This is a genomic window from Cobetia sp. MC34 (assembly GCF_018340035.1).
Taxonomy (GTDB): Bacteria; Pseudomonadota; Gammaproteobacteria; order Pseudomonadales; family Halomonadaceae; genus Cobetia; species Cobetia amphilecti.
In genome coordinates this window covers 160,543-182,039 of record NZ_JADPPY010000005.1, presented here as the reverse complement: position 1 = coordinate 182,039, position 21,497 = coordinate 160,543, and the positions used below count along the sequence as shown (strand labels likewise).

Annotated in this window: 16 protein-coding genes; 1 reads left to right on the top strand and 15 read right to left on the bottom strand. The window is 63.6% G+C overall.

The genetic code is table 11. From position 1 onward, the window contains the following. Positions 1-137: 137 nt before the first annotated feature. The 6 genes from IZU87_RS04825 to IZU87_RS04800 all read right to left on the bottom strand — a co-directional run bounded on the left by IZU87_RS04825 (position 138) and on the right by IZU87_RS04800 (position 7,318). Entirely contained in the window at positions 138-1,178 is a 1,041-nt protein-coding gene (locus IZU87_RS04825; RefSeq protein WP_213113845.1) for a type II asparaginase, read from the bottom strand. A gap of 249 nt (positions 1,179-1,427) precedes the next feature. Next, positions 1,428-3,143 (bottom strand): gamma-glutamyltransferase family protein, encoded by a 1,716-nt coding sequence (locus IZU87_RS04820; protein WP_213113844.1) that lies wholly within the window; start codon positions 3,141-3,143, stop codon positions 1,428-1,430. A 51-nt stretch (positions 3,144-3,194) separates the two neighbouring features. Next, a complete protein-coding gene (locus IZU87_RS04815) occupies positions 3,195-4,034 on the bottom strand; it encodes a sulfite exporter TauE/SafE family protein (protein ID WP_131431986.1) in 840 nt (279 codons plus the stop codon). A 240-nt stretch (positions 4,035-4,274) separates the two neighbouring features. Next, the gene (locus IZU87_RS04810; RefSeq protein WP_131431987.1) at positions 4,275-5,603 is read right to left on the bottom strand and encodes a TRAP transporter large permease; all 1,329 of its coding nucleotides are present in this window, start codon (positions 5,601-5,603) and stop codon (positions 4,275-4,277) included. Further along, on the bottom strand, positions 5,600-6,130 hold the full coding sequence (locus IZU87_RS04805; RefSeq protein WP_213113843.1) for a TRAP transporter small permease subunit: 531 nt from the start codon (positions 6,128-6,130) through the stop codon (positions 5,600-5,602). The genes IZU87_RS04810 and IZU87_RS04805 overlap by 4 nt, the downstream gene beginning before the upstream one ends. Positions 6,131-6,331: 201 nt before the next feature. Continuing rightward, entirely contained in the window at positions 6,332-7,318 is a 987-nt protein-coding gene (locus tag IZU87_RS04800) for a TRAP transporter substrate-binding protein (RefSeq protein WP_213113842.1), read from the bottom strand. 656 nt (positions 7,319-7,974) lie between these two features. Between IZU87_RS04800 and IZU87_RS04795 the strand changes: the two genes are divergently transcribed. Further along, positions 7,975-8,916, top strand: coding sequence for a hypothetical protein (locus IZU87_RS04795; protein WP_213113841.1), 942 nt, complete (start codon positions 7,975-7,977; stop codon positions 8,914-8,916). Between the two features lie 98 nt (positions 8,917-9,014). Here IZU87_RS04795 and IZU87_RS04790 read toward each other — a convergent pair whose 3' ends face one another. The 9 genes from IZU87_RS04790 to IZU87_RS04750 form a co-directional block, all read right to left on the bottom strand. Then, complete coding sequence (locus IZU87_RS04790; RefSeq protein ID WP_043332694.1) at positions 9,015-9,467, bottom strand: Lrp/AsnC family transcriptional regulator; 453 nt, start codon at positions 9,465-9,467, stop codon at positions 9,015-9,017. A 178-nt stretch (positions 9,468-9,645) separates the two neighbouring features. After that, complete coding sequence (gene ushA / locus IZU87_RS04785) at positions 9,646-11,298, bottom strand: bifunctional UDP-sugar hydrolase/5'-nucleotidase UshA (protein WP_213113857.1); 1,653 nt, start codon at positions 11,296-11,298, stop codon at positions 9,646-9,648. A 357-nt stretch (positions 11,299-11,655) separates the two neighbouring features. Next, positions 11,656-13,086: a uracil-xanthine permease family protein gene (locus IZU87_RS04780; RefSeq protein WP_213113840.1), complete on the bottom strand. Its 1,431-nt coding sequence runs from the start codon at positions 13,084-13,086 to the stop codon at positions 11,656-11,658. Between the two features lie 269 nt (positions 13,087-13,355). Then, entirely contained in the window at positions 13,356-13,664 is a 309-nt protein-coding gene (locus tag IZU87_RS04775) for a putative quinol monooxygenase (protein ID WP_131431992.1), read from the bottom strand. A 173-nt stretch (positions 13,665-13,837) separates the two neighbouring features. Then, on the bottom strand, positions 13,838-14,476 hold the full coding sequence (gene nfsB / locus IZU87_RS04770; protein WP_213113839.1) for an oxygen-insensitive NAD(P)H nitroreductase: 639 nt from the start codon (positions 14,474-14,476) through the stop codon (positions 13,838-13,840). Positions 14,477-14,663: 187 nt separating this feature from the next. Beyond that, a complete protein-coding gene (gene guaD, locus IZU87_RS04765) occupies positions 14,664-16,250 on the bottom strand; it encodes a guanine deaminase (RefSeq protein WP_249330437.1) in 1,587 nt (528 codons plus the stop codon). After that, positions 16,250-17,257: a xanthine dehydrogenase accessory protein XdhC gene (gene xdhC, locus IZU87_RS04760; RefSeq protein WP_249330436.1), complete on the bottom strand. Its 1,008-nt coding sequence runs from the start codon at positions 17,255-17,257 to the stop codon at positions 16,250-16,252. The genes guaD and xdhC overlap by 1 nt, the downstream gene beginning before the upstream one ends. Then, positions 17,254-19,668, bottom strand: coding sequence for a xanthine dehydrogenase molybdopterin binding subunit (xdhB, locus tag IZU87_RS04755; RefSeq protein WP_213113838.1), 2,415 nt, complete (start codon positions 19,666-19,668; stop codon positions 17,254-17,256). The genes xdhC and xdhB overlap by 4 nt, the downstream gene beginning before the upstream one ends. Next, positions 19,646-21,178, bottom strand: a complete 1,533-nt coding sequence (locus IZU87_RS04750; RefSeq protein ID WP_213113837.1) for a xanthine dehydrogenase small subunit — start codon at positions 21,176-21,178, stop codon at positions 19,646-19,648. Before IZU87_RS04750 ends, xdhB begins: the two co-directional genes overlap by 23 nt. Positions 21,179-21,497: the final 319 nt, after the last annotated feature.

The following is a 21,497-nucleotide window of genomic DNA, read 5'->3' as shown; positions in this document are numbered from 1 at the left end:
GCTGGGCCGCTTCCAAGCGAAATTCCGGGCTAAACGTTCTCTTCTTCGTCATCATCTGCACCTGATTGTCTCTGTGAGCCATCATACACTCAAAGTCAGGTGGCCAGATTCACTGTGCCACTACATTGACTGCCGGCTCACTCGAAGTAGCCACGCACCTTGTCCATGTCATCGGTCTCCGTCAGCGCCAGCGAGAGTAGAATGCGCGCCTTCTGAGGATTGAGGGCGCCACTGCCGATGCCTTCTTCCTTGGCACTGACGATACCATTGCCGGTACGGGTGCTGCGCACGACCGGGATGCCATCCGCCATGGCCTGCTTGACCAGCGGCTTGACGGTCTCTGGAATCGAGCCATTGCCGCTGCCGGCGATCACGATGCCTTTGGCACCGTTGTCGAGGGCGGCGGTGAACAGCGCCGGGTCCATATCCTGGTGGGCGTAGATGATATCAACCTTCGGCAGGCCATCGAGGGATGTCACGTCAAAGCGAGGCTTGTCGGTCGGTGTCGCCGGTGTGTAATAGAAGTGCGGCTTGCCGCTGATGAAGGCACCGAGGTAACCCTGCTCGGTCGCCTTGAAGGTGTCCATCATGACGGCATTGGTCTTGGTGGTGTAATACGCCGAGCCGATGCGGTCGTTGAGCACGATCATCGCCCCACGTCCCTCCGCGCCTTCATCGGCTGCCAGGGTGACCGCCTCCAGCAGGTTGAAGGGGCCATCGGCACTGATGGCAGTCGCCGGACGCATGGCGCCGACCATTACCACCGGCTTGTCACTGTCGACGGTGAGATCCAGGAAGAAGCCGGTCTCCTCCAGCGTGTCGGTACCGTGGGTGATGACCACGCCGTGGGTGGCGTCCGTCGCGAGCTCTTCATTGATCGCCTTCGACAGCTTGAGCAGGATTTCCTGATCGATATTGCTGCTGCCGGTGTTGGCGATCTGTTCACCGGTCACCTCGGCGACATCGGCCAGTTCTGGTACGGCGTCCAGCAGCGCTTGCACCCCCAGGCTGCCGGATTTGTAGTTGGTGGTGTCCGTGGAGGAGGCAGAGCTACCCGCAATCGTGCCGCCGGTGGCATAGATTTTCACCCCCGGGTGTTCCGCGGCGTTGGCCTGAATGCCATAGGCCAGGGAACAGGCGGCGATCGAGATGGCAGCTACAAGGCGGCGGGGAGTCATGAAGTCAGCTGTTGTCATTGTGGTGAGTCGCTCTGTCGTTGTTATGAGTGGAAATGAAGGTCGTTTCTCAATCTTTCATTATTCATGAATAATGAATATCTAAATTTAAGAGGTCAGTTCTCCTTGTCGTTTTGTGTGGCGATTGATGCTCAGCATGGGGTGGAGGCGGTAGTCAGACGAAAGGTTTCATCCCCCATCGAATCAAGCAAGAAGCCGGCCAGTTCGTGACATGACACTGGCCGGTTTGCATCACGTCAGTGCCGCGCCACCATCACTGCGCGGGTCGTGGGCCGCCTCGACCTGCCCATCCGGGTGGCACATCACGGCGCCGGCGTGCCCCAGCGTGTCGCTGAAGGCCTCATCGAGGACTTCCACTTCGTGGCCCATGGCCGCGAGTGTCTGAGCCATTTCGCCCGCGAGGCGCGATTCGAGCTTGAGGCTGGTGCTGACATCGCCCCAGGTGCGACCGAGCAGCCAGCGCGGCGCGCTGAGCGCGGCCTGCAATGACATGCCGTGGCGGGCGATGCGCGTGAAGACAGCCGCCTGAGTCTGCGGCTGACCTTCACCGCCCATGGTGCCGAAGGCCATCACACGGCCATCATCGAAGCAGGCCAGTGATGGATTGAGGGTATGGAAGGGCTTGCGGCCCGGCGCCAGGCTGCGCAGTCTGTCCGGCGCCAGATCGAACGCCAGCCCACGGTTCTGCCACATCACGCCGCTGCTGGGCAGTACCATGCCACTGCCGAACTCCCAATAAACGCTCTGGATGAAGCTGACGGTGGTGCCGTCACTGTCCGTCGCGCCCATCCAGATGGTGTCGCCCTCCGCGGGCTCATGTGGCCAGCCCAGCGCGGACTGCATGTCGATCATCTCGGCCTGGCGGGCGAGGGCCTCCGGGGAGAGCTGTGCCTGTTGCGTGGCGATGCTGCCTTCGAGGCTGTCCTCGAGCGCCCCCTCGATGCATTCCGGCGAGGTAATCAGGCTGTCGCGTACCAGGAAGGCGCGCTTGGTGGCTTCGATCAGCGCATGCAGGTGACGTGGCGTGTTGCCGTCCGCCTCGCTGATGCCATGCGTCGCGCTCAATGCATCGTAGAGCCCCAGAATCATCAGCGTCGCGAGGCCCTGGGTCGGGGCGGGCAGGTTGTATACCTCACTGTCACGCAGGCGGACCTTGAGCGGCGTGACGCGCTGGGCGCGATAGCCGTTGAGGTCTGCCAGGCGCAGCGGGCTACCGGCGGCTTCCAGCTCCTGTGCCATGCGCGTGGCAAGCTCGCCACGATAGAAGTCATCGAGTCCGACATCTGCCAGACGCGAGAGCGTTGCGGCCAGCGCCGGCTGACGCAGTCGCGCGCCTTCTTCCAGCGCGATCGGCTCACCTGACTCACTCTGACCCAGATAGCGCTCAGCGAAGCCGGGCTGCTGCGAGAGCACGGCCAGGTGTTTTTCGCTGAGTGCCTTCTGGCTGGCGCTGACAGCCACGCCATCATTGGCATGCCGGATGGCATGGCTCAACAATGTTGAGAGCGGCAGGGGCGAGCGCTCATCCGCCGAGGTCTCGGCAGAGAAGGCCAGCGCCTCCTGCCAGCCGCCGATGGTGCCGGCCACCGTCAAGGCCGACAGCGGTCCGCGGGTCGGGATGCTGCTGCCGTTGGCGAGGGGAGCAGCCCCCTCACTGTCAGCCGCATAGCCATGGCCGTGTTCGGCATAGAATTCGCGGCTGGCAAGCCCTGCCGCCGGGCCACAGGCATCGATCGACAGCGGCGCCAGCCCCGGGCGCTTGATCAGCCAGAAGCCGTCACCGCCGATGCCGTTCATGTGGGGGTAGACCACCGCGATGGTCGCGGCCATCGCGACCATCGCCTCGATGGCGTTGCCACCATCGCGCAGGATATCGCGGCCCGCTTGCGCCGCCAGATGATGGGGCGCGGCGCAGGCGCCGCCAAAACCACGTCGGGTATGAATCATGGCGTCTTGCTCCTGAGGATTCCGTTGTTGTTATTGAGCATCCAGTGCGTCTCAGCTACCGGTGAACAGGTCGTAGAACATGCGCAGAGCCGTGAACATCAGGAAGATGGCGAAGACCTTCTTGAGCTTGGCGGCATCCATCGCGTGGGCCAGCTTCGCGCCGACCGGGGCGCACAGCATGGTCGCCGGCACGATGGCGGCGAAGCCGAGCAGATTGACGTAGCCGATGGAGCCCGGCAGCAGGTTCGGTTCGCCGATGCCATTGAGCAGGAAGCTGGCGGTGCCCGGCAGGCTGATGACCAGACCCAGCGCCGCGCCCGTGCCGACGGCCAGGTGCATCGGGGTGCCCAGGGTACTCAGGGTCGGCACGCTCAGGGTGCCGCCGCCGATGCCCATCAGCGTCGAGACGCCACCGATGAAGGTACCCAGTGCGCCGCTGCCCAGCGGGCCCGGCAGGCCAGTGCCTAGCACGGTGGACTGACGGCGGAACATGTTGAGCGCGACCAGGAAGGCCACGGTGGCAAACAGCCCCATCAGTACCGCACCGCTGAACAGGTTGGAGAGCAGGCCGCCGATGATGACGCCGATGATCACGCCCGGCAGCAGGCGCTTGAGAATCGCCGGGTCCAGATTGCCCTTGGCGTAATGCGCCCTGGCCGACATGATCGAGGTGGGAATGATGGTAGCCAGTGAAGTGCCGACGGCCTGGTGCATGCGCACCGCTTCATCGACGCCCAGCAGGCTGAAGAGGTGAAAGAGCACGGGCACGATGACGATGCCGCCGCCGACCCCCAGCAGGCCGGCCATCACGCCGGCAATCATGCCGGTGACGATCAGTGCGGCGATCAGGCCGAGAATCCAGTGCAGTGGATAGGCTGAGAACAGTTCCATGGTGTTTCCTTGTCGTCCCCGTATGGCGCGGGGTGGTTCATTGCTGATGAAGGTTGCCGATGAACGCCATCGGCAGTCGATGCATGTCCCTGGAGCGCTGGCGGGTGTGCTGTCTCCAGGGGAGGCGAGCCGGTGGGCAGGCCACAAGACATTACGCGTTGCTGAATTACCTTTCCAATGGCCTTTGCGCTGAATCACCACTCAAGTGTCTCGAGTCGCGCCGGTAGATGGCTGGCCGGCTTACCAACCGATCGCCTCCGGCAGCCAGGTAGCGAGCCCCGGGAAGCAGAACAGCAGCACGACTGCCGCAGCCTGCAGGCCCACGAAGGGCAGCACACCGAGATACAGATGGCGGGTGGTGACTTCAGGGGGAGCGACGCCCTTGAGGAAGAACAACGCCCAGCCAAAGGGCGGCGTCAGGAAGGACATCTGCAGATTCATCGCCACCAGCACGCCCAGCCACACCATGTCGGTGCCATAGCCGATGAAGACCGGCAGGAACATCGGCAGCGCGATATAGCTGATCTCGATCCACTCGAGGAAAAAGCCGAGCACGAACAGTATCACCATCAGAAAGATCAGCGCACCCAGCTCGCCACCCGGCAGCAGGTTGAACAGATCATGCACCATGTTCTCGCCGCCAAGGCCGCGGAAGGCCAGCGAGAAGGGCTGCGCGCACAGCAGGATGAAATAGACCATGGCGGTGATGGTCAGGGTCGAGTGCAGACAGGCCTTGAGCATGGTGAAGTTGAGACGCCGGGCCAGCAGCGCGATCAGCATGCTGCCCAAGGCCCCCATCGAGGCCGCTTCGGTGGGAGCGGCCACGCCACCCAGAATCGAGCCGAGCACCGCGAACACCAGCATCAGCGGCGGAATCACGCTACGCGCCAGATCACGCAGCAATTCCTTCATGCCACCGGCAGCGGCGCGCTCCTCTTCCGGGATGGCCGGGACGAGGTCCGGCTTCCACCAGCCCAGCACCAGTAGATAGACGATATAGATGACGGCGATGGCCAGCCCCGGTACGAAGGCGGCGGCAAACAGGGTGCCGACGGATTCGCCGAGAATTTCCGAGAGCAGAATCAGCACCAGGCTCGGCGGAATGATCTGCCCCAGGGTGCCGGAGGCGCAGATGGTGGCCGAGGCCACGCCCGGGTGATAGCCGCGACGTAACAGGGTCGGCAGCGTCAGCATGCCGACGGTGACCACCGTCGCGCCGACGATGCCGGTAGAGGCCCCCATCAACACGCCGACCAGGATGATCGCGATTCCCATGCCCCCATTCACGCCGCCCATGGCGCGCCCGATGGTCTCGAGCATATCCTCGGCGACCCGCGATTTCTCTAGCATGACCCCCATGAAGACGAACAAGGGGATTGCCAGCAGGGTGTAGTTGGTGACCACGCCATACAGACGGGCCGGCATCAGACTGAACAGCAGCGGGCCAAAGCCCGCCAGCCCCGCCACGAAACCGGCCACGGCCAGGGAAATCGCGACCGGAATGCCGATCAGCATCAGGACCAGAAAACCGCCGATCATGGCCAGCGCGATCCACTCGTTCGGGCTCATGGCGTCACCTCGTGTTCCAGGTCACCGTCGACGGGCTTGCCCGACAGCACCAGCAGCGCGCGCAGGCAATCTGCCACGCCTTGCAGCGCAAGCGCGGCGAACCCGAGGGGAATGAAGGCCTTGAGCAGATAGCGATAGGGCAGGCCGCCGGGGTCGGGCGAGCCTTCCATCAGCTGCCAGGACTGCTCGGTATAGCTCAGGCCCAGCCAGGCGATGGCGGCACCGATGGCGATGGTCATCAGCGCACCGATCAGGTCCACCAGCGCGCGGCCCTTGAGAGAGAAACGGTCGTAGAAGACATCGACGCGAACGTCGGCGCGATGCTTGAGGGCGTAGGAGATGCCCAGCAGCGCGATGGGAGAAATCAGGTGCCACTCGAATTCCTGGAGTGGCACGGGGCTGATGCTGAAGAAGTAACGCAGCAGCACGTTACTGGCGACCAGCAACACGAGCGCCAACAGCGAGTAACGGGCGATGACGCCCAGTCGCTCGATGATGCCCTCGAGAAAATGGATGACGTACAGCATGGCATGGCCTCATGAACGCCACGACGGGACAGGTCGTGGCGTTGGACAGGGAAGCAGGAAGACGGAAAAGGCCTTTGCGCTCTGGGCTTGTACCTTGAGTTCGCCCCCGCAGCGCAGCGAAGGGCGAGTTCATAGGGCGACGGGGCTGAGCTCGAGACGCGTGTCGACAGGTGCGAGCCGCGATACCCGAGACAACAGGCGTCAGAGCGCCAGGAAGGTCTTCTCGGTGACCTCCTTCAGGCGCGCTACCACCGCGTCCGGCAGCGGCTGGGCGGTGACGCCTTCGTTGTCGACCAGATCATTGAGCGCCTCGGCATTCACCGATTCGCACCAGGCCTGGCTCTCGACGTTGCACGCCTGGGCGGCGGCCTTGACGATGGCCTGCAGGTCTTCGGGCAGGCCCTCCCAGGCTGCCTTGTTGATCATCAGCTCGGTGACGTTGGTCGGCTCGTGCCAGCCGGTGGTGTAGTAATACTTGGCGGCCTTCTGCAGCCCCAGGCGGCGATCCTGATAGGGGCCGACGAACTCGGCGGCGTCGATGACGCCACGTTCCAGCGCCGGGAAGATCTCTCCGCCGGGCAAAAGACGCACGGCCACGCCCAGTTCGGCGTAGACCTTGCCGGCCAGTCCGGGGATGCGCATCTTCAGACCCTTCAAGTCCTCGACCGTATTGATCGGCTTGCGGAACCAGCCGGTCATCTGCACGCCGGTATTGCCCATCGGGAAGGCGATCAGCCCCTTGGGGGCGTAGAGCTCATGCCACAGTTCCAGGCCGCCACCGTGGTACAGCCAGGCGTTCATGCCCTGGGTATTCATGCCGAAGGGCACGGTAGTGAAGTACTGGGCGGCGGGAATCTTGCCGGCCCAGAAGTAGGCATTGCCGGCGTTCATCTCCACCACGCCACTGGCGACGGCATTGAAGCCCTCCAGGGCCGGAATCAGCTCACCGGCCGCGAAGTGCTGGATCTTCATGCGCCCACCCGACATGGCCTCTACCTTGCGGCAGAAGTCGGTCGGACTGCCCGGACCCTCGACATAGAAGGGCGAGCCCGGACCATAGGCATTGGTCATCTTCCATTGATAGGTCTTGTTGGATTCCGCGCGCACGATGGCGGGCGCACCCATCACGAGTCCAGCGGTTGAGGTTGCCAGTGCGGCACCCAGGAATTTGCGACGATCGAATGTCATGGGAGGATCTCCTGCGGACGGATGACCAGTAATGCCCTTGCGACAGGCTGCTTTGAATGCTCTGTGTGAAGAGTCTTCTGTCTCAAGGGGTGCCTGTACGGCATGCCGACATCGAGGCCGGCGATCTTGTTGTGTAGGTGTTCTGCATGTTCTTGAGTAGCGTTGCCTGTCATTTGTCAGCCAGGAGGCTGCCATTTGTCGGTGGGCTACGTGGATGACATTGCAAGGCATGTGCCATTTTGCGCGCAGGGAGGTTTATTCTTTATTTTCAATCGATTGCATGTGGATTCTGGGCGTTGTGTTCCGCTGATGGAGCGTGAATGCGCCCCTGGCGTTGCCCAAGTGAGGCCGTGGCAGCGCTGATTGGCAGAGTTCAGGGACTGACAAATGTCAGGAGATGACGCCTGTCGCGGCATTTGTTCACCGATATCGACGGGGAGGGTGACATCTGGCTCACGAATGTGGGGTGGGGATGATCAATTGTCATGCTCGCGACCTGATGGTGCGTGCGATCGATCATGGTGCACCTGGGCAGAGGCGCTCAGAGCCGGTCAATCAGAGCCGGTTCGACCACCTCTAGTCTTCAAGCGAGGTGACACAGACGACAGTCTGGCGGGTCGGTGGCATCATGCGGCTTTGTCCTGATGGAGCGTTAGATGTCACCTCATGAGCCTGAAGAGCCTACCGCCCGCTCGGAGTCTTCGCCTGCCGCCTCATCCACCTCCGTGGCGAAGACTGCCGGGCCGCGCCTGCCCGCCACGCCCGGGATGCCGGAAGGGGCACAGGTGCCGCGCATCCTGCTGGTCGCCATCCTGGTGGTGATGGCGGTGCTTGCCTGGTGGGAAATGCCGCAGCAGTGGGCGCTGGATTTCCTCGACGCCACTCTGGGTCAGGCGTTCAGTGCCTTCGCCATCGCCAAGGGCCTGAACGCGACCATCTCGGTGTTGCAGTCCTCGACCATCGACCTGCAGGTGTTTCAGGTCTCGCCCGGAGAAGCGCTGGACCCCGCCAATGACATGATCGAGCGCTTCTCGTGGGTGATGTTCGCGGCGACCGGCTCGCTGGCGCTGCAGAAGCTGCTGCTGGGCATTTCCGGCTCGCTGATCATCAAGGCCTTCGCCAGTGGTGCCTGCCTGCTGGCAGCGCTGGGGCTACTCACGGGCAGTCGCCAATCGATCGCGCATTCCCGCCAGCGCTGGTGGCAGGTGGCTATCCTGCGCGTGGCCCTGTGGGGCATCGCACTGCGCTTCGCGGTGCTGAGTGTCGCGCTGGCCAGCGGCGCCGCGGGTCAGGCCTTTCTCGATGACAGTCGCGATACCCAGATGGCGCAGCTGAGCGTGACGCAGCAGCAGCTGGCGGAAGTCGCCGACAAGCAGGTAGGTGGCGCGCACGAGGAGCGCAGCTGGTGGCAGCAGTTCAAGGGCAGCATGGAAGGTTGGGTCGGTGGGCCGATCACCAGTGTCACCCAGGGTTTTGATGCGATGGCCGACAAGGTGATCGACCTCACCATGCTGTTCATCACCCAGACGGTGCTGTTCCCGCTGGGCTTTCTGTGGGTCGTGCTACGGCTACTGCGCGGGCTGGCAAGGTTGAAGTGACGCTTGCAGTGATATGTGAGGTGACGAGTGAAATGACGGCTCCGGCGCCGTCCGGGGCTGCGGCATCAGAGACAGAGGCAGTGACAGAGACAGAGACGTCATAGCCGCGCGCCGCCACGCCGGTGCTTCACGCGCGTCATCAGCGACTTGCAGTCGACGGAGAGAATCTCGTCGCGATTGAAGATATGCGCGCGCACGAAGGCATCGAAGGCCTCGTAGCTGTCGGTGAGGGTGTGGATGTGCAGGCTTTTCAGATCGCTCATGATATAGAGGCTGACCACCTCGACGCAGGCGGAAAGCTCCTCGGCGATGCGTTCGATGGCACTGGGGGCGACCGTCAGATCCACGAAGGTGGAGATGCCCTTGCCGAGCTTGTCGGGGTTGATGACGGCGGTGAACTGTTCGATCACGCCGCTCTCGACCAGCGCCTGGACGCGGCTGCGTGCATGGGCTCGCGAAATGCCGAGCTTGCGGGCGATATCGGCGTAGGACATGCGACCGTCCTTGATCAGCAGGTTGAGCAGCTCACTGTCGGTGCGGTTGAGGTTCATGGGCCAGGGTCTCGACGGTCTTTGTTGTAGTGGTGCGCATGCCTTATCAAACCTGTGCGATCCGCACTTGTATAGTCCGACTTCCACCTCTGGCGAGGATATTCCGGCTCTGGAAACCACAACGGGACGCCAAGGCGTCCCGTTGTTATGTGCATGTTTAGAGCAGAAGCCTCAAGCGTCACTGATAGACGATCTCGCCCTGGGGCGCGTATGCCGCGACGTCGATCGGGCTCTGCTCGGCAAGGTAGGCCTTGAGCACATCGGCATCGACGAAGCCGGTATCCAGGTAACCCGGCAGGTCAGTGACCTTCGGATAGCCATCCCCGCCGGCGGCATTGAAGCTCGGGACGGTGAAGCGATACTGCGCGTCCATGGCCAATGCCTGGCCCTGAATCATCACCTCGGAGACGCTGCCTTCCTCGCGATTGACGCGCAGGCTGACGCCGGCGAACTGGGCATAGGCGCCGGAGTCCACCGGTTGGGTGGCCACCGCCTCGAGATACTCGAGCACCTCGCTACCTGACATGGTCACGACCCCCACGGTGTTGCCGAAGGGCAGCACGGTCAGCACATCCTTGTAGGTGATCTCGCCCGCGGGCAGGGAGGCGCGCACGCCACCTGCGTTCATCACGCCGAAGTCGGCCTTGCCGGCCTGCATGGCGGCGGTGGCGATCAGACGTCCTAGGTTGGTCTGGGCAAAGCGCACCACATCGCGATCACCTTCCAGCTTGCCGTTGCTCTGTGCGACCGTGACGTTGAGCTGCGCCTGGCCCTTTTCCTGATAGGGGCGCAGGAATTCGCGCAGTTCGCTGTCCTCGGCAATTTCCTCCGCGACCAGCACCTTCCTGCGCTCGCCATTCTCCTCGACGGTCTTCTTGAGATTCACCGGAATCAGCTGATAGTTGACCATGGTCAGCTCGCCATTGCGGAACTCGTAATCGGCGCGTCCCACGTACTTGCCCCATTCATGCGCCTGCACGATGTAGGTGCCGTTCTGGCGGTCCGGCTGGCAATCATCGCCGGGCGCAAAGTCCGCCATCCGGTTGGCGCCCTCCATGCAGACCGGCTCCTGGGAGTGGCCTCCGACAATCATGTCCAGTTCGCCGTAGGGCAGATAGCGCGCCAGTGAGACATCGCCCGGCGCATTGATGCCATGCTCGGCATTCTGATAGTGGCCCATGTGGGTGACGGCGAAGATCAGGTCCGGCTGCTCATGCTCGTTGAGCTCCTCGATGGCCTTGCGCGCCTCTTCCTTGGGGTCACGGAAATCGAGATTGCTGAAGTATTCGGGATTGCCGATGCGCACGGTGTCTTCGGTGGTCAGGCCGATCACCGCGATCTGGATGCCATGCTCATCGAAGATCTTCCAGGGCTCGAACAGGCGCTCGCCGGTGGTCTTGTCATAGATGTTGGCGGCCAGCATCGGGAAGTCGGCCCAGTCGCGCTGCTTGAGCAGCACCTCCAGCGGGTTGTCGAATTCATGGTTGCCCACCGCCATGGCGTCGTAGCCGATGCGATTCATGCCCTTGAAGTCGGGTTCGGCCTGCTGGAGATCGGATTCCGGCACGCCGGTGTTGATGTCGCCACCCGACAGCAGCAGCACGCTGCCGCCTGCGGACTCCACCTCGGCGCGGATGCGGTCGACCAGCGTCTTGCGCGCCGACATGCCGTATTCGCCATCACTGCTCTGCCAGAAGCGACCGTGGTGGTCGTTGGTGTGCAGCACCGTCAGGTGGTAGGTGGTGTCGGCCTGCCATTCATGGCCCGCCTGGCTGGCACAGGCACTCAGGGTGCTGAGCAGTGCAGCCCCCAGCAGGGCCTTCAGCGCCATGCGCGAGCGAGGGGACGCGCACAAGCCCGGCGCATTTGATGAGGTGGGTCGAGTATTCAGCATGAGCGATACGTTCCTTGTGTCTGGCTCCGAGGCGCAATGGCGCGTTCCAACCTGTGAGTGCTGACTGTCAGGGTACTGATTGTAAGAGTACTGATTGTAAGGGTGTTGATGTGAAAGTGCTGATGTAAGGAAGACGGCAGGGTGACCGATGGCAAGGATCACCGCTGAGCGAGTCTGCCTTGCCATTGTGGAGATTGGATGACCGACACACGAAGTGAGAACTTTCTAGACCGACATGAAAAAACCGGCCAATGATGCGCCGGTTCTTTCATGTCTCATTGTTGTGCCTGTGGGTCAGGCGTGTTCCTGGTCCGCGTTGATGCTGTCGGTGGACTCACGCTCACTCGCTCTGGGATTGAACACCTCGGCGTCTTCCATCTTCGGCAGCAGCAGCTCGGCGATGATGGCGGTCAGGCCGCCCATGGTGATCGGCGAGCGCAGCGCATCGGCGAAGGCGCCCGGAATGGCGTTCAGCACATCCGGCACCATGCCGACGCCAAGCCCCAGCCCCAGGGCCAGCGCGATGATCATCATCTCGCGACGCCCGATGGGCTGCGCCATCAGGATGCGGATGCCGGACACCGCGATCAGCGCGAACATCAGCGTGGTGGTGGCACCGAGCACCGGGCGCGGCATCTGGGTCAGCAGGGTGGCGATGAAGGGCGACAGGCCCAGCAGCAGCAGGAAGCCGGCCACGTAGCGGCCCACATGGCGGCTGGCGATGCCGGTCAGCTGGATCACGCCGGTGTTCTGGCTGAAGGTGGTGTTGGGGAAGGTGCCGGCCAGCGCGCCGAGTGCGGAATTCAGGCCATCGCCCAGCACGCCGCCGCGCAGACGCTTCTGGTGCAGCTCATCATCCACGGCGAGACCCGAGGCGCGTGCGCTGCCGGTGAGGTCACCGACGGTCTCGATGGCGGTGATCATGAAGATGAAGGCCACCGGCAGGAAGGCGGCCAGCGAGAAATCGAAGCCGGTATTCAGGGTCGCCGGATGTGGCAGGGCCAGCAGGGCGGCATCGGCCAGCTGCGGCGAATCATAGAGGCCACCGATGGCGGCGATGATGCAGCCGACGGCCATGCCGATGAAGATGGAGGCGATTCTCAGCCACGGATGACGCGAGACCTGGCAGGCCAACACCGTGATCAGCACACAACCGGCCAGTGCCAGATTGGCAGGTGCACCGAAGTCCTCGGCGCCGAAGCCGCCGCCGATGTCCGTCATGCCGACCTGGATCAGGCTCAGGCCGATCAGCATCACCACCACGCCGGTGACTACGGGCGTGATGACCCGCTTGAGCCACGGCAGCACCGTACCCAGCGCCATCTCGATCAGGCTGCCCGCCAGGCAGGTGCCGAACAGCACCGCCAGTACCTGTTCGTCACTGGCATTCTGTGATCGAGCGATCAATCCGGCGGTGATCAGCGCGGACACGAAGCTGAAGCTGGTGCCCTGTATGCTCAACAGCCCTGAGCCGAACGGGCCGATGCGCTGGGACTGGATCCAGGTGGCGACACCGGAGACCACCAGTGCCATCGACAGCAGGCTGGCGGTGTAGGCATCGAGGCCCAGCGCGCTGGTGATGATCAATGTCGGTGCAATGATACCGGCCAGACTGGCCAATAGATGCTGGGCGCCGGCGAGTGCCGAGATGGGGACCGACGGGCAGCTTTCGAGGCCGAGCAGTGGTTCGTCGATCCCCTTGGAATCGGAAGAGGATTGGCTCATGTGACGCTCCTTGTTCTGCTCGCGGTGCAATGGCGGAAATGGTGTCGGGCACTGGAGTGTTCAGCGCGGGCAGTCAATTATAAGCAAGATGTGAACCAAGTTCAGTGCACGTATCGATTTTTCCATCACTTGTTGCGTGCCGCGCGGCCAGCCAGCGGATGAGCAAGCCCGTGTGCCACAAATGCAAGATCCCCGCCGGGCGTGAAGCCCGGCGGGGATCTATCTGCGCTCTCGCGGCGCCTTGTCTGAGCGAAAGTAAGCTCAGCGGCTCAGGGCGTCAGCAGGCGCTGGATCTTGAGGCCGATCTCGCCTTCCGAAAAGGCCCCCAGGAAGCCTTGGAAGTGCTCGGATGCCACGTGGGCTTCCAGCGCTTCTTCATCCCACCATTCCTCCAGTACCACGAAGTCGCCTTCCGGTACCGGCTCGCCTTCCTCGACCTGCTTGTCTACCGCGAAGAGTTCATATTGCAGACACCCCTTGTCGGACTGACTCTTTTCGACCAGGTCGGCGAGAATGTCACGGGCCTTTTCCTGCTGGTCGGCGGGGAAAGTCAGAGTCGCGATAAGCTTGAGAGACATGGCATGAATCCTTTAGTGAGCGAAAATGATGACGAGTGAAGCCGATGCCCCACGTGACCGGCAGACGATGGGACATGAGCAGAAACGGTGTCATGTCCGATGTGCGGTTGCAATGCGGCCGGCACGGGTCCCCTCGGGTGAATGCGATGGCCGCCGCTCGATGACACCTGCGCTTACAGGCGAGTGAAGATCTCGTCTGCCGGCAGACGGGACTTGGGCAGCTCGGCATTGAAGTCGTCAGCGGCGCGGTAACCCAGGCTCACGGCGACCAGGGCATTGAAGCCTTTCTCGCGCAGGCCGAATTCCGCATCCAGCGCTACCGGGTCGATGCCTTCCAGCGGCACCGCATCGATGTTCAGGCTGGAGGCTGCATACAGCAGGCTGCCGTAGTTGAGGTAAACCTGCTTGTCCATCCAGTGCTGCAGGTCCTTGAGGTCATGACGGTGCAGGTCGGTGAACAGACGACGCACGCCGTCCATCTTCTTGAAGCGGCCATCAGACGCTTCGGTGTCCAGCAGGTGGTTCAGGTAGTCGTCGTCCATGGTGGAGCGAGTGCAGAACAGCACGACGTGAGACGCATTGGTGATCTTCGGCGAGTTGAAGGCGTACTTGTCATCGGTACCCGCACGAGCGAAGCGCTGCTTGGCATCGTCAGATTCCAGCACCAGGAAGTGCCACGGCTGGGAGTTGACGCTGGAGGCGCTCAGGCGCATCACGTTTTCCAGTTCCTGCCAGTCGGCGGCGCTGATCTTGCGTGCCGGATCGAAGGCCTTGGTGGAATAACGACGTTGCATGATGGCGGTGGGAGTCATGATGATGGTCCTCGTAGTGGCAGGCCAGTCGCTGAGCGTCCATGACCTTTTGGAAGAAGATGTCGCCATCATAGCGAGTGGATTCAGCGTTGAGTATCCGCGTTGCGCGCATCTTTAAGATGAAAAAATGGCACCAATCCAGAGGATTGGTGCCATATGTCAATTACTTGTCATCGCTGTGATGCTTTCATGGCATTAATGCTGCGACAGGCTCTCTGGGTGGCGTATCAGAAGAAGCACTCAGCATGAGGCCGTTCAGTTTGCAGCACTGGCCCGCCACATGGACTTCGCGTATCACGCGGTCGTCGCCCAGCATCATCAGCGCGAACAGCACCTCCTGCAGCGACACCTGGCTGGGCTGACCCCAGCGAGTGCGCCGTGCCAGCAAGGGCGTGGCGGCGGGGTCGAGCACGATGACATCGGCTTCCATGCCCGGACGCAGGTTGCCGACCTTGTCTTGCAAACGCATGGCGCGCGCATTGCCCAGCGTCAGTTGATAGAAGCCCTGCCAGGGTGTCAGCGGTTGATTGGCGCGTGACGCGAGCCCCGTTACATCATGGGCGACCGCGCCGTGAAGCTGACCGACCTGATAGGCGGCCTTGAGGCTCTCCAGCTGACACAGGCTGGAGCCACCGCCGACATCGGTGGCGATGCTGATGTTCATACCCAGGGCGCGGGCACTGGCGCGATCGAAGAGTCCGCTGCCGAGAAACAGGTTGGAGGTCGGGCAGAAGGCGATGCTGGCGCCCTGATCCGCGATGCGCTGTCGCATGCCATCGTCTAGGTGGATACCGTGGGCGAAGGTGGTGCGCTCATGGCTCAGCCCGACATCCTCATAGACCGCCAGATAATCCCAAGCGTCGGGGAACAGCTCGGCGACCCACTTCACCTCATCGAGATTCTCGGCCAGGTGGGTCTGCAGGTGCAGGTCCGGCTGGCTCTTGAGCAGTTGGCCGGCAGCCTCGAGTTGCTTGGGCGTGGAGGTCGGCGCGAAGCGCGGCGTCAGCACATAGCCGAGGCGGTCACGCCCGTGCCAATCGGCGATCAGGCGCTCATCGTCCTTGAGCGCGGCGACTCCGGAGTCCAGCAGCTCGGGCGGGGCGTTGCGGTCCATCATCACGCGCCCGGCGTGTACGCGCATGTCGCGCGCCCGGGCAGCCCGGAACAGGGCATCGGCACTGCTGGCATGTGAGGTGGCGAACACCTGGGCGCTGGTCGAACCATGACACAGCAGCGCATCGAGGAAGGCATCGGCGACCTCGGCGGCATGTGCGGGGTCGGCGAAGCGCTGCTCGGCAGGGAAGGTGTAGGTATTCAGCCAATCGATCAGGCAGTGGCCGTAGCTTGCGATGATATCCAGCTGCGGGAAGTGCACATGGGTATCGATGAAGCCCGGCATCATCAGACCTTCGACATTGCGCGGCGGAGACAGGCGCATCAACTCGCCCACGGCCTCATGCCGGGCAAGCGAGTGATGATCCCCCACGGCGACCACATGGCCTGCATGCATCACCAGCAGCGCATCGGCGTAGTGTTCGACGGCGCGTGCCAGGGTCGCCGCCATGTCAGAGGCTCGTGTGTCTCCCTTATCGTTGCCATCGCTCGAGGCCGCCTCACTCAGCATGGCGTCTTCAGGGTCGGCGACGAAATGCAGCAGTGCTCCGCGCAGCAGGCTGACGCAGGAAGCGTCCTTGGCGGCCGAGCGCAGGGCTGCCGTCAGGCGCTGCTCGTCCAGGTGGCAGGCCGCAGTCTGCGACGTGTCTTGGTCAGTCATCATTCGGCCTTCTGTGTCGTTTCTGTCTGGTGCATCGCGTCAGGAGCAAAACGGGCGCGCAGCTGGCGGGCACCCTGACGCGTCAGTCCATGGCTGTCCAGTGACGCGCCATGTCCGGTGGCCTTGTCGGACGAGTTCAAGGCCGCTTCGTCACTGCGCCGCGCCTCGATCTGCAGCAGTTCCGCGACAACGCCAATCGCGATCTCCTCAGGGCGTTTGCCGGGAATGCCGGGCACGCCGATCGGGCAGCGAACGCGGGCGATCTGATGCTCCGCGAGATCGCCGCGCAGGCGCTGGCGAAAGCGCGCCCACTTGCTGCTGGAACCGATCAGCCCCAACGACGCCAGGTCATCTCGTGGTGCGAGCGCGGCGACCAGCGCCTGGTCCTCGACATGGTCATGGGTCAATACCAGCACATGGCTTCCCGCCATCACGGGTAGTGATTCACTGGCGGGCGCGGCTTTCGCGGTCGGCGGCTCGGTCAGGATATTGAACGCCTGACGCGCTACACGCCCCTCACAACCCGCGGGGGTCGTAGCGGCCGCGAGCTGCTCGGGGCGTGAGTCCCGCCAGTCGATCTGCCAGCCCAGAGGTGCCAGCAGCGTGACGATCGCTTGTCCGACATGGCCGGCGCCGAACAGGGCCAGCCGTGGCGCAAGCGCCGGGTAAAGCTCGATCAGCACCTGCACATGGCCGCCGCAGCATTGCTGGGCATGCTGGCCGAGCGCGATTTCCTCGAGCAGGCAACCTGACTGTCCTCGGGCCAGCCTCTCGCGGGCGCGCTCCACTACCAGCTGCTCCAGCCGACCACCGCCGAGGCTGTCGTGCAGTGTATCGGGGGTGATAAGCATCTTGCTGCCGGCACCACGCGGGGCAGAGCCCGCCACCGTCACCACGGTGGCCAGTGCATGTGCCGTCAGCGCTGCCTGAGCCTCGGCGAGCGCCTGATACCAGCGGCCGGTCGCGCCACTCTTTGCATTCATGACGGCACTCTTGTCGGCACTCATGACGGCACCTGCGTTGGCTCTGCGCCAGCAGTGTCGTGCTGCTCCTGCCAGTCACGCTGTTCGCGCGCCGCCAGCATCACCCGCTCCGGCGTAGCCGGGGTATCCAGGCGCACCGCGCGGCGATAGTCGGTCAGCGAGGCCAGTGCATCGCGCAACGCCGCCCACACGCTGATGGCGAGCATGAAGGGCGGCTCGCCGACCGCCTTGGAGCGGTAGATGCTGGCGGCCGAGTTGGGGTGCCCCTCCAGCAGGCGTACCTTGAGCGCGCCGGCCGGCACGTCACTGATCGTCGGAATCTTGTAGGTCGCCGGGCCATCGGTGAGCAGCCGGCCATCCTCGTTCCACTTGAGCTCCTCCGTCGTCAGCCAGCCCATGCCCTGCACGAAGCCGCCCTCGATCTGGCCGATGTCGATGGCCGGATTGAGCGAATCACCGACATCATGCAGGATCTCGGCGCTTTCCAGACGGTATTCACCACTCAGCGTATCGACGACCACTTCGCACAGCGCCGCGCCGAAGGCGTAGTAATAGAAGGGGTGACCGGTGCCGCTGGCGCGATCGTAATGGATATCCGGGGTGGCATAGAAGCCTTTCTCGGACAGTGAGATGCGTTCCAGATACGCCGCCTGGATCAGTTCTCCCCAGGTCATCAGCACACCACTCGGTCCATGCAGCTCGCCATCCGTGAGACTCAGGCTGACGCGTGGCTGGGCGAGATGCTCGGCGGCGAAGTCGAGCAGGCGCATCTTGAGGCGCAGGCAGGCATCACGCGTCGCCATGCCGTTGAGGTCCGCGCCGGAGCTTGCCGCCGTTGGTGAGGTGTTGGGCACCTTGTCGGTGCGGGTGGCGGTGATGCGCACCTTGTCCACGCTCAGCCCCAGTTCACGCGCCGCGACCTGGGTGATCTTGGTGTGCAGGCCCTGGCCCATCTCGGTGCCGCCGTGATTCACCTGCACGCTGCCATCGGTGTAGACATGCACCAGGGCGCCTGCCTGATTGAGGTGCTTGGCGGTGAAGGAGATGCCGAACTTGACCGGTGTCAGCGCCAGCCCCTTCCTGACCACCGGATTGGCGGCATTGAAGGCACGTATCTCGGCGCGGCGCGTCCAGTAGCGGCCACTGTCCTCGAGCTGATCGATCAGGGTCGCCAGCAGCGGGTGCTGATTGACGTGTTGGCCATAGTGCGTGGTCTCACGGCCTTCGCAGTAGAGATTGCGCTTGCGGATCTCCAGCGGGTCACGCCCCAGACGCCGGGCGATATCCTCCATCGCGGATTCGACCGCCAACATGCCCTGAGGGCCGCCAAAACCGCGGAAGGCGGTATTGGACGCCACATTGGTGCGTGCGCGAATGCCGCGCACGTGGGCATTGCCCAGGTAGTAGGCGTTGTCGGCATGGAACATGGCGCGATCGACGATGGCATCCGACAGGTCCGGCGAGTGGCCACAGTCGCCGGTCAGCTCGATGATGGCGGACTCGATGCGCCCGCTGTCATCGACTCCGAATTCATAGCGATGGTGGAAAGGGTGGCGCTTGCCGGTCAGGCGCATGTCATCTGCGCGTGCCAGTCGCAGGCGTGCCGCGCGGCCGGTGCGCCGGGCGATCATCGCGGCCAGACAGGCCACCGGCGCGGCCTGGGTTTCCTTGCCGCCGAAGCCGCCCCCCATGCGGCGGGTCTCCACCGTGATGGCGTGGAAGGGCACGCCGAGCACTTCGGCAATCAGCTTCTGAACTTCGCTGGGGTGCTGGGAGGAGCTGTGCACCAGCATCTCGTCATCTTCGCCGGGCAAGGCCAGTGCGGCCTGACTCTCCAGATAGAAGTGTTCCTGGCCGCCGCTTTCCAGCTCACCGCTCAATTGCCAGGCGGATTTGGCGAGTTTGGTGCTGATGCTGTCGAGATCGCCGGCGCGACCATTGGCAAGCCGTGCCTGGGTGTGGGTCGGGCGCACCAGATCACCGCGGCTGGCCGCCTCGCGCGGGTCCAGGCACACCGGCAGGGGCGTGGTGGCGACCTTGGCCAGTCGCGCGGCCTGACGTGCCGCGCGCTCGCTGTCGGCGGCGACCACGAAGAGTGCCTGACCATGATGGCTGATGATGTCACTGACCAGCAGTGGGTCGCCGGGGAAGACCGGTCCCACATCGCTGTGACCGGGGATGTCGGCGGCGCTGAGCACGCAGACCACGCCGGGGGCACGGCGTACCGCTTCGATATCCAGCGCATCCAGAGTGGCGTGCGCGACCTCACTCATGCCGATGGCCAGATGCAGCGTGCCGGTGGGCAGCGGCAGGTCATCCACATACCGCGCCGAACCGCTGACATGGCGCTGGGCGCTTTCATGCTGACGTGACTGGAGAATGGGGGCGGCCGGCGCGGCGCTGGCGTCGGACTCAAGGCTGTGCAAGGTACACATCGAGGCTCTCCAGTGGCGTGAGGGAGGTCGTGGGCTGGCGCTCATTCAGGATGCGCTGGGCCACGCGGGGAATCAGATGGCTGGCGGCCAGCAGGCGATATTCGCGTGAACCGCGCACGTCACTGAGCGGTGAGAAATCGGCCTGCACGGCCTGCTCGATCTGCTGGCGAGTCTGCGTCGTCAGTCTGGCGGGCGTGAGAGATTCCAGCGCTTGCAGCGTCAGCAGTGCTTCCAGGTGAGGGGCGCGGGCCGGAACCCCGGCCATGCCGCCGAAGGCCACCCGCCAGTATTGCGCGCGCCCGCTGGCATCACGCCGCCAGGCGAAGACGCCGAGCAGGGTGGAGATGTCGTCGTCACGCCGCTTGGACAGCTTGTGCACCGCCAGCCGCTGGTTGTGCAGCGGACGTGGCAGGAAGACGGAGTGGATGATCTCGTCCGGCATCAGCTGGGTGCGCTTGTAGTCGAGGAAGTAGTCCTCGAGCTTCAGAATGCGCTCATTGTCCTGGCTCATCAGCTGGATATAGGCGTCCAGCGCGATCAGCAGCGGCGGCATGTCCCCGATGGGCGAGGCATTGCCGATATTGCCACCCAGGGTGCCACGATGACGGATCTGTTCACTGCCCAGCCGCGTGAGCAGCTCCGCGCCATCCGGGTAATGTTCTTGCAGCAGTGGCATCAGCTGGTGATAGCTGACCGCGGCCCCGATCCACCAGCCTGCCTGACCGGCGTGCTCACCTTCCTCTATCTTGCCGAGCGCCGCGACCTGGGTGGTGTCGATCAAGGCCGGGAAGTCGCGCAGGCGCTGGGTGTGCTCCAGCATCAGGTCCGTGCCACCGGCGATCAGCGCGGCATCCGGGCGCTCGGCGCGCAGCGCCAGCAGGGCCTGCAAGGTGACCGGCCGATAGAAGCGGCCGGCGTCTCGCTCATCATCAGGGGCGGTGTCGTGCTGCGCCTCCTCTGTACTCACGCGAGCGTCCAGCAGGCTGGCTGGCCCGAATTCGCCTTGCAGCAGACGGTGAGCGGCCTCGCGGATCGGGCGATAGCCAGTGCAACGACACAGGTTGCCGCCCAGTGCATGGTCGATCATGGTATCGCGCTGTCTGGCATCGATCACTTCGCCCTGATCGACCTGGCGCTGATGGCGGACATGCAGCACCGCAAGGCTCATGGCGATGCCCGGGGTGCAGAAGCCACATTGACTGGCATGGGTGCTGACCAATGCCTGCTGCACCGCCGAGAGAGTTGGTGTCTGGCTGGCATCCGCCAGACCCTCGACGGTGATCAAGTCGCAGCCGGCCAGCTGGTGGGCGGGCATCAGGCAGGCATTGGCGGTGCTCACATTGTGGCCCGGCCCCTGCAAGGCAATGGTGCAGGCGCCGCAGTCGCCGGAGGCACAGCCTTCCTTGGTGCCGTCTTGCCCAAGTGAGGTGCGCAGCACTTCGAGTACGCTCGTTCCCGGTGCAGGTGAGGGCAGTCGGCACGCGCGCCCGTTCAAGGTGAAGTCGATCATGCGGGCATCCTGTCAGGTCGTATTGTCATTGTGGTGCCTTGTTGCGTACAGCGGGCTTCCAACGCTCAAGTCCTCTGTTCTACGCTGCCAGCGGGCCTGTTCTATCCAGGCGGCGAGCGTCGGTCTGCAGGCTGTTGTCTCTATCAATGTAACAGGTCGTATTGTGATTCCTGCAAGAATCTGACCAAATGGTCAGTGCATGTTGTGGTATTTTGTTCACCGGTGTCTCAACGGGCTGTTTTCACTGCTGTTCCAACGCCACGTGATAGTCGCTTGACCAGAGCCTCCTGCTTGCGTACATCGCCGCTGACAGGCGAGA